Origin of the sequence: Paenisporosarcina sp., from assembly GCF_049671445.1 — a bacterium.
GTDB lineage: Bacteria > Bacillota > Bacilli > Bacillales_A > Planococcaceae > Paenisporosarcina.
Genome location: NZ_JBATUX010000039.1, coordinates 1 through 8,653, shown reverse-complemented (window position 1 = coordinate 8,653; position 8,653 = coordinate 1). Strand labels below are relative to the sequence as shown.

The window sequence follows — 8,653 nt, the reverse complement described above, 5'->3', positions numbered from 1 at the left end:
AAACTATATTGGAACTTAGTCATTCGCAATGGATATTCTCAAGGACATCAAGCTCAAATTGAAAAAGAGTTAAAGGATTTTCAATGTGAATTTCAGATTCCAAGTGGAGTGTCATTTGATTCGATTCATGAAAAACAACAGCGGGAACTGATCAAGCGTATTGAGAGTAAAGTGATTAGAAGGTATGTAGTTGGCGCGTTATTTGCGGACACAGAGGGTCTAGTTTACGGATTCTCAAAGAAAGAACGCAAAATTACAATTACACCTTCTGGCTATGAATTTTTATTGAAATACCAAACCAATATTTTCAAGTTAATTAACTATGAGTTAGCAAAGTTTCTTCAGAAAAAGAATCCTGGATTCACACAAGGCATACTACTAGAAGAAATTGAAAACATTACCCAACGTGAATCACTGCAGCAATTCCAACAAATGATTGTAACGCATTCAGGAAGTACTTGTTTTTATACGGATAGACCATTACACGTGGCAAAACGGTCAATTGCAGTGGATCATTTTGTTCCCTGGAGCTTTGTACATAGTGATGAATTGTGGAATTTCGTTCTTACATCTTCATCACTTAATTCTAGCAAAGGGAGCAAATTACCAGCTGAGCGCTTTCTTAATAAATTAGATGAACGAAACCAATTGTTTAAAAAAACGGGAGACGTATATGTTCAACAGTATATGGAGACTTACGACTTTCATCAGTTCGTGAAGTTGTATGAGTATGCCGAGTTAAATGGATTTGAAAAGGGTTGGGCTCCTTAAACAGACTGCGATTGAACCATCGAAAGAAACAATAAAAGAAATCCAGTGACTCTAAGAGTTACTGGATTTTTTGATTATAAAGGTTAATGTTGTTGTCGAATTAATGTGTATCTTTTTTTTCATCTTCAAGATCATCTTTATCAAGGTGATAAATGGGTGCACCCTCACCAACCATATCAAGAGAAGCAATATAATCCTTATTTTGACGCAATTCCATTTCCTTTTGGTCCACATGTTCAGGTTTCATCGTCAAATACTCCTCCGCATAGTTTTTTAGAAATAGTATATGAAAGTTGTCAGAAAATAATTACGAACTAATAAATGGAAATGATATACTGTATGTAATGATTTCCAATAGGGAGTGTTACTATGTCGATGTCTTATGACCAGGTGGTAAGTGTTTTAGAAGAATTTTCTGAGCTAAAACGAAAAGAAAGCACACAAAATCGAGCTACCTATTATTTTCCTAACAATCCGATTCGTAGACAAACCGTGTTGCAAGAACTATATCTTACTGGAAATGGATATTTATATGTAGGCTATCTACCTGAATTCCAAAATCAAATGGATAATAATCGACTAATAAACATTAAAACCTTGTCGCAAGATGAATTTAGAAGCACATTGAAAAAAGTATTACACTCATTTCAAAGATAAAGGACAAGTGATACTGTATGAATTTTAGAGATCTAATGAAAAGTAAGGAATATATTTATTTGGATTATTTAGTTGAACCTGAAGAAAACTCTTTACGTATACGTATAGAGAAATGTAACGGGGTAAATGAAAAAGAAGAATTGATTAATTCCAATGATTTAGGCTTAGAGACATTTTCAACTATTGAAATAAATAAAAACTTTCCAATTATTCAACTAGATTTTAATTCCTACGTGTCTTACACAGTAACTAATGAGAGCTTTACTCAAATGGATGAATACGAAATTTCCGAAGGTGAAATGTTCAGAATTTATTCGAAGTCTAGATTCTTGGATTTTGTTAAATTATCTACTTTTGCAGAAGTGTTATTCCCAGATGAACCAATTATTCACTATCAAGTTCCTTGTTTAAATCATATAATTGACATTACCTCAATAGAAGAGCCCAAAATAACTTATATTAATAGAACTGATATTACAAATAGCTATTATTAAAGAAGATATACCGTAAACTAGGTGGTTCGATGGTCGACGAAGGCGTTCGACTTATTTCAAAACTTGATCGATGACGGCAAACTTTTCTTAGTTATTCATCAGCTGATATAAACCAAATTATCTTCTTACCGTTACACTCAAATAAGTTTAAAAGAACCCAGTGATTTATCTATCACTGGGTTTATTCTATTTATTTTAACCTCAACATAAATCAAAGCTTTTTTATGTAAGAAGGATTTGAAAAGTAGTTGTAGAATACCTAATGAAATACAACTTTCCAAAAGGATAATGGAGCGTGGAATTTTAAGGAGGTTAATATGAATATTAAGCGACTTGATGAAATTCGAAAATTTAATATGAATCTTGTAGATTTGCAACAGCAACACGCTTTGAAGCGTTACATTGAACGTTCGGGTGAACGAGATCGAATTGCTAGTGAACTACAAGGTAAAAATCCTTTTGAAGTAGATACAGCTGAGCGAGTGGCACTGCGTAAAGCAATTATTGATCCACGTGATGAGCTTGCCATTGAGCGTATTATTGGTGAAGAAGATCTATTTCCTATTTCTTATCTTGAAGCCGGTCTAAAAGCAGCCACTTCTGTTTGTAGAATTGAGATTCGAGATTCTATAGGTAGAGTACTCGGATATGGAACGGGATTTCTTGTCTCACCCACTTTACTGCTTACAAATAATCATGTTTTGGAAAATGCAGATACAGCTCAGGTCAGTGTTGCTCAGTTCAACTATGAAATGGATCTTGATCTAAATGAGCGTTTGAAGAAAAGCTTTCGATTAACACCAGAGCGTTTCTTTATAACAGACCAGAAGCTTGATTTTACGTTAGTCGCTGTAGAGGAAGTGGCTGATGATGGGACAAAACTGAGTGATTTCGGTTTTTTGCCTCTCATCTCACAAACAGGCAAAGTATTGGTCGGTGAGTATGTATCAATTATTCAACATCCTTCAGGAGAACACAAAGCTATAGCAATTAGAGAGAATAAAATTTGGGATATATTTGACGACTATATTCACTATTCCACAGATACTATGCCTGGATCCTCCGGTTCACCTGTATTTAATGACGAATGGATTGTCATTGCCCTCCACCATGCCGGAGTGCCGGATCCTGAAAATCCATCTGAATTTATTGCCAATGAAGGGATTCGCATCAGTGCGATTATCAAGTTTCTTGAAGAGCAAAGCGCAAATTTAAATGATGAGCTGAAATTATTTATTAATGACCTTGTGCAAGGACGCAATGTGACCAAACAACCTTCTGAAGAGATGATCGTGGAGGAGTTAAGCGATTCATGGTATGAAGGTTCAACCGGCTATGATACTAAGTTTCTTGGTGAGAATCATGAAGTTCTGCTTCCGGCATTTCGGACAGATATTGAACAAGATATTGCTCAGTTAAAAGACGGAAGCAATGTGCTCCATTATACGCATTTCTCCATAGTCATGAGTAAGTCACGCCGTTTAGCCTTTTATACAGTGGTGAATATTGACGGGAACCAAATGAAAGACGTTGGACGTAGTAATAAATGGTATCTCGATCCCCGTATTGAAACTGAGTATCAGTGTGGTCCTGAATTATATGAAAATAATGCTCTTGATCGGGGACATCTTGTCCGCAGAAGAGATCCTGTTTGGGGAGATACAGCTGAAAAAGCGAATAAAAATACCTTCCATTTTACAAATTGTGCTCCTCAGCACAGTAATCTCAATCAAAAAATCTGGTTGGATTTAGAGAATTATATTTTACACAATGCTGAAAACTGGAATTTAAAAGTGACAGTGTTTACAGGTCCAGTATTTAGAGTAGATGACATTGTTTATAGAGAAGTTCAGATACCGGCAGAGTTTTGGAAAATCGCTATTATGGTTAAGGAAAATGGCAACCTATCAGCAACTGCTTATCTGCAGACTCAAAAAAATCTTATTGAGGATTTAGAATTTGCCTACGGTGAATATAAAACTTATCAAGTACCAATATCAAGAATTGAAGAAATTACAGGTCTGAATTTTGGTTCTTTACGTAATCACGACCCCATAACACCATTAAATTCATATGTAATTGAGGCACCTGGGGATATAAAACTCTAAAAAGTGAAAATAAAAAAGCCAATGAATTCCGTAGTGTAAGGAATTCATTGGCTTTTCTATTGTGAAATTTAAACACGTAATGAGAGGGGATTTTGGAAAAGTTAATACGATTTTCTTTCACGATCTGTACAATCTGGATAATATTGCTGAATCTTGATTTGTGTGTGACAATATAACTAATTATATTCACTCTAAGGGGCAGAAATATGAAAACACGTACTGATTTTTTCCGATTAATACCATTCATATATTTAATAATAGGACCCATTTGGTTTGTTGGGTTAGATTACTTATTAAGCGTCTCTAATTTTTCTGCTGAAAAAGTTCTTTTCTTAGATATTTCCAAAAGTTTGTTGTTCGTTTTCTTCACTGCTATTCTTTTATTTGTCTTACTAAAGAATTTAAAAAACAAAAAACAAATTGAAGAAGAGAAAGAGAAGTTAACTTTATTAATTGATACAATGCCTGACTGTATTTCATTCAAGGATGGAGAAGGAAGGTGGCTCCAAATAAATAAATTTGGTGCTCAGTTATTCGAACTAGAAGGCGTTGATTACAAAGGGAAAACAGACAGAGAAATGGCGAAGTACACAGATTTTTATCACGATGCTTTGATTTACTGTATTGATTCAGACGAAGAAGCGTGGAAGGCAGGGAAGGTTAGTCGTTGTGAAGAAACCATACCTTTGAGAGATGGTTCAAGCAAAATTTTTGATTCATATAAAATGCCTCTTTTTAATGAGGATGGTTCTAGAAAAGGGTTAGTAGTGATTGGAAGAGAAATTACCGCCTTAAAAGAAACTGAGCACAAGTTAAGGCAATCAGAGAAAATGTCTGTTTTAGGTGAACTAGCCGCGGGTATTGCTCACGAAATACGAAATCCCCTTACGACGATTAAAGGCTTTTTACAAATGGGTCAAGAGAAAACAATTAACTTGGATCAACACATTGACGTATTGGTTGATGAAATTGATCGGATTAATAGTATTGTTAATGAACTTTTAGGTATAGCAAAACCAGCAGGGGTTATTTTCTCTAACCAAAACCTTAATACGATTGTTAAAGAAGTCGTAGAAATGCAATCATATGAAGCATCACTACAAAATACTCGATTAAATGTGGTTGAAAAAGACCAATTCAATACATATTGTAATGACAGTAAATTAAAACAAGTGTTTATTAATATAATGAAAAACGCATTGGAAGCAGTCACCACTGAGGGTGAAATCACGATTTCAATTGTGGATAAAAATGAGGACTTTGTAGCAGTGAAGTTTGAAGATAATGGCTGCGGAATTGCGGAAAACCACTTAACACACATTGGTGAACCTTTTTATAGTGTAAAAGAAAACGGGATTGGCTTAGGAATGACAGTATGCTATAGCATTATTGAAACTCACAAAGGAACTATCCACATCACTAGCCAAGTTAATTCGGGAACTTGTGTGGAAGTATTGCTACCAAAGGCGAAAGTGTTAAGCCCTGTTCAATAAATGACAAAAGACGATTCAGCCCGTGAAAAAGGGCAAATCGTCTTTTGTTTTGTTCAAAATTAACCTGAAAATATTATGCAAGTATATTTGATATAATATCTTTTGTAAAGAAAATTGTAGAGTATGAATCTGAAAATTTATGGAGGCGTTTAGAATGAGCCAAAGTGTAGAAAAAAAGTCTACTGAATTAGTTCGTATAAAAGAAAATATGTCAAAAGTAGAAAAAATGGATAGATATCTAAAATCAGTTGGTAATAAGACAAATGGAAAAGAAGTACGTGAAACTGTAAAAGTCGTTTTTGGTGCTGATTTAAATTACATATCAGAAAAAAATTACGGTAGTAATTTGTCCGTCTACAATATCGCCGTTATGGAAAGTCTTCGTATTTCTTTAAATGTTGATTCTAATTCAAGTGAATGTGATGCTCAAATTATGGCAATGACAAAAAATGAAGTGATGGATCGTTACATTGAAGTTCATGAGTATTCTTTAACAGGAGCTGAGTGTAGAGTACTAATCAATCAAATATTTGGCGTAAATTTGGATGGGATTTCTGGTTTAGAACATTCAAAGGTATCCATTTATTCTAAAGGACAATGGATTTTACAAGGTGACACTAATCTATTTATTGTATCATCAAGTCTTGATGACGTTGAGCTTTACGTAACAACAACAGATTATTATGAGGAATCGGTTGGATCAAACCAGTTACCTGATTCTTTAAAACAAAAATTAATCAGTATTGGTTTTACATATGACGCTGACCAAAATCGATTCATTTATCGAAATCCTACAAATGAATCTGTGCCAGATGCTTTTAAAGGCCAAGTTATAGGGAATGTATTAGAGTCTGTAGCTGAGTTTACTAACAAGGAATAAGAATTCATTCTTTCTTTAAAAGGCATCAAGGGAAATACATCTTTCATGTTCCTCCAACTTTTAATAAGCACTAAGCAGGGAAAGTATTTTTCCTGCTTTTTTGAATGAACAAGGTGCAACTATTAAGAAGTACATTAACTTATGCGATTTCACTTCCTCTTGTAAAGGTTGTGTATTTCAAATTATATATCTACACTTAAAGTCTGAATGTTATGAATTTTTAGGGGGGGATGAAATATGAAACTAGGTGCATTTTCTGTAAGTTTAACCGTTAAAGACATTAATAAATCAAAAACATTTTACGAAGACCTAGGTTTTCAAGTCTTAGGAGGAGACATTGCCCAAAATTGGCTTATCCTAAAGAATGAAGGTTGCGTAATCGGGCTTTTCCAAGGAATGTTCGAAAAAAACATACTGACGTTTAATCCAGGTTGGAATCAAAATGCCGACAGTCTCGATTCGTTCTCGGATATTCGAGACCTTCAAAAGCAACTTAAAGCTAAAGGAGTTAAAATGCTGACTGAAGCAGATGAATCGAGCGAAGGTCCTGCAAGTTTTACAATTGAAGATCCAGATGGCAATCCTATTCTTGTAGATCAACACGTCTGAGGATGAGGTAATTCTTGTTTATTGAATGATATATCAATAACGATATAACAGACCCCAGTGATAGATTCTATCACTGGGGTCTGTCTATTTATTCATTTTACCTACAATATAAAATGTGATGATAGCAGTAATTGCATTTAAGAATGTTCCCCACATTAGATCTACCACCGTGACAAAAATCGGCCATCCTTCAATTGTCGCAAGGTTGGTCAAGTCGTAGGTTGCATACGTGATTAAACCGAAGAAGCCACCTGCGAAAAGAGCCTGAGTCCAGCTGTTTTTTTCGATAGCAGGAAGAATAACAAAGAATAATAACCCACCTATATATAATAAGTAGAAAATACCTGCTGCCATCCAATTGACGTCCTCGGCTAATAAAAAGCCAATTTGATCTTCGTATAATTTTCTAGAGATAAATGCGAGCCAAACGATGTCTACTAAGAAAAAGACCAATAAAGTTATACCGTAAATTTTTAGATTTTTCCCCATGTTAACCCTCCTCATCTCAAAGATGAACCATCCAATTAAAGAGATTTTAGCAGAGTATTACCTAACATATCGACAAATAAAATTAAAGGCAGCACATTGTGTTAGAGTAACATATGATTTTTCAGAAATGTGTTGTAAAAAAGTGTGAATCAAGAGGTTTAAAGAAAGACATTTTTTGTGAACGGCTCATCGGCATTGAGACAAAACGGCTCATAGCATACAACAGTCACTTTAAAGATTTCTAAAACCAAAAAGCTAAATGGTTAAGGACATCCATCAAAGCTGGATGTCCCCATTTTTTGATGAACCGCCGATAGACGACAAGAATCCGCCGATAGAGAGCACCAAATAAACTTAAACACAACTAGCGCGGTTCTTTTATTGAACTAATACCGATGAGAAAAACTCCTTATATAGCTCTTTCAATATTTTCGTTTCGTCTTGTTTAAGGACACCAAATACCAGACTTACTTCGGAGGAGCCTTGATTGATCATTTCGATATTGGCACCAGTCCGAGAAATGGCGGCGGTAGCTCTTGCCGCTAAACCTTTCGTGTTTCGCATCCCTTCACCAACGAGAACGACCATAGAGAAATTGCTGTGGATAGTGACTTCGTCTGCATGCAATTCTGTTTTTACACGATGAATAATGCGAGCGTCTTTTTCAGCGTCTAACTGATGGCTACGCAAAATGACAGATAGGTTATCGATGCCAGATGGGGTGTGTTCATAGGAAATCTCTTCATCTTCAAGAATTTGCAACAGTTTCCGTCCAAATCCAATCTCACGATTCATTAAATATTTGCTGACATAGAGTGTGGAGAACCCGCTATCTGCGGATATTCCTGTAACCGGGCGGAAGGAATGTTCTCGCTTTGCCACAATCATTGTTCCGGAAGCTAACGGATTGTTGGTGTTTTTTATGCAAACTGGCACTGACTCTTTAAATGCAGGCATTAGTGCCTCATCATGAAGAACTGCGAATCCTGCGTAGGATAACTCTCGCATTTCTCGGTATGTCATTTTGTGAATTTCTTCAGGGTTTTCAACAATTCTAGGATTGGCTGCAAACACGCAATCAACATCTGTAAAGTTTTCATATAGTTCGGCTTTAACTGCAGCTGCTAAAATCGAGCCGGTAATGTCAGAGCC

General features: G+C 35.4%; 10 protein-coding genes. 7 read left to right on the top strand and 3 right to left on the bottom strand.

From position 1 onward, the window contains the following. The coding region (locus WBG45_RS06115) for an HNH endonuclease domain-containing protein (protein WP_424412939.1) at positions 1-771 on the top strand (771 nt) is incomplete at its 5' end. 100 nt (positions 772-871) lie between these two features. On the opposite strand, the gene WBG45_RS06110 is transcribed toward WBG45_RS06115, so the two are convergent. Beyond that, a complete protein-coding gene (locus tag WBG45_RS06110; protein WP_424412937.1) occupies positions 872-1,018 on the bottom strand; it encodes a hypothetical protein in 147 nt (48 codons plus the stop codon). Positions 1,019-1,140: 122 nt separating this feature from the next. Here WBG45_RS06110 and WBG45_RS06105 point away from each other — a divergent pair, with 122 nt between their 5' ends. The 6 genes from WBG45_RS06105 to WBG45_RS06080 all read left to right on the top strand — a co-directional run bounded on the left by WBG45_RS06105 (position 1,141) and on the right by WBG45_RS06080 (position 7,012). Continuing rightward, complete coding sequence (locus WBG45_RS06105) at positions 1,141-1,428, top strand: hypothetical protein (protein WP_424412935.1); 288 nt, start codon at positions 1,141-1,143, stop codon at positions 1,426-1,428. 17 nt (positions 1,429-1,445) lie between these two features. Next, on the top strand, positions 1,446-1,922 hold the full coding sequence (locus tag WBG45_RS06100; RefSeq protein WP_424412934.1) for a hypothetical protein: 477 nt from the start codon (positions 1,446-1,448) through the stop codon (positions 1,920-1,922). A 317-nt stretch (positions 1,923-2,239) separates the two neighbouring features. Further along, positions 2,240-4,030: a DNA/RNA non-specific endonuclease gene (locus WBG45_RS06095; protein WP_424412932.1), complete on the top strand. Its 1,791-nt coding sequence runs from the start codon at positions 2,240-2,242 to the stop codon at positions 4,028-4,030. Between the two features lie 206 nt (positions 4,031-4,236). After that, on the top strand, positions 4,237-5,523 hold the full coding sequence (locus WBG45_RS06090; protein WP_424412931.1) for an ATP-binding protein: 1,287 nt from the start codon (positions 4,237-4,239) through the stop codon (positions 5,521-5,523). 154 nt (positions 5,524-5,677) lie between these two features. Then, the gene (locus WBG45_RS06085; protein ID WP_424412929.1) at positions 5,678-6,403 is read left to right on the top strand and encodes a hypothetical protein; all 726 of its coding nucleotides are present in this window, start codon (positions 5,678-5,680) and stop codon (positions 6,401-6,403) included. A gap of 237 nt (positions 6,404-6,640) precedes the next feature. Then, complete coding sequence (locus WBG45_RS06080; RefSeq protein WP_424412927.1) at positions 6,641-7,012, top strand: VOC family protein; 372 nt, start codon at positions 6,641-6,643, stop codon at positions 7,010-7,012. Between the two features lie 84 nt (positions 7,013-7,096). On the opposite strand, the gene WBG45_RS06075 is transcribed toward WBG45_RS06080, so the two are convergent. Together WBG45_RS06075 and WBG45_RS06070 are read right to left on the bottom strand one after the other, a co-directional pair. After that, entirely contained in the window at positions 7,097-7,501 is a 405-nt protein-coding gene (locus WBG45_RS06075) for a DUF2177 family protein (protein WP_424412925.1), read from the bottom strand. A gap of 378 nt (positions 7,502-7,879) precedes the next feature. Then, positions 7,880-8,653: ACT domain-containing protein (locus WBG45_RS06070; protein ID WP_424412923.1), on the bottom strand; the 774-nt coding region annotated here is incomplete at its 5' end.

What these genes read in the sequence shown, in the direction of transcription:
- WBG45_RS06075 (WP_424412925.1), bottom strand. Translation starts at nt 7,501, where the DNA reads ATGGGGAAAAATCTAAAAATTTACGGTATAACTTTATTGGTCTTTTTC.
- WBG45_RS06100 (WP_424412934.1), top strand. Translation starts at nt 1,446, where the DNA reads ATGAATTTTAGAGATCTAATGAAAAGTAAGGAATATATTTATTTGGAT.
- WBG45_RS06085 (WP_424412929.1), top strand. Translation starts at nt 5,678, where the DNA reads ATGAGCCAAAGTGTAGAAAAAAAGTCTACTGAATTAGTTCGTATAAAA.
- WBG45_RS06110 (WP_424412937.1), bottom strand. Translation starts at nt 1,018, where the DNA reads ATGAAACCTGAACATGTGGACCAAAAGGAAATGGAATTGCGTCAAAAT.
- WBG45_RS06090 (WP_424412931.1), top strand. Translation starts at nt 4,237, where the DNA reads ATGAAAACACGTACTGATTTTTTCCGATTAATACCATTCATATATTTA.
- WBG45_RS06080 (WP_424412927.1), top strand. Translation starts at nt 6,641, where the DNA reads ATGAAACTAGGTGCATTTTCTGTAAGTTTAACCGTTAAAGACATTAAT.
- WBG45_RS06105 (WP_424412935.1), top strand. Translation starts at nt 1,141, where the DNA reads ATGTCGATGTCTTATGACCAGGTGGTAAGTGTTTTAGAAGAATTTTCT.
- WBG45_RS06095 (WP_424412932.1), top strand. Translation starts at nt 2,240, where the DNA reads ATGAATATTAAGCGACTTGATGAAATTCGAAAATTTAATATGAATCTT.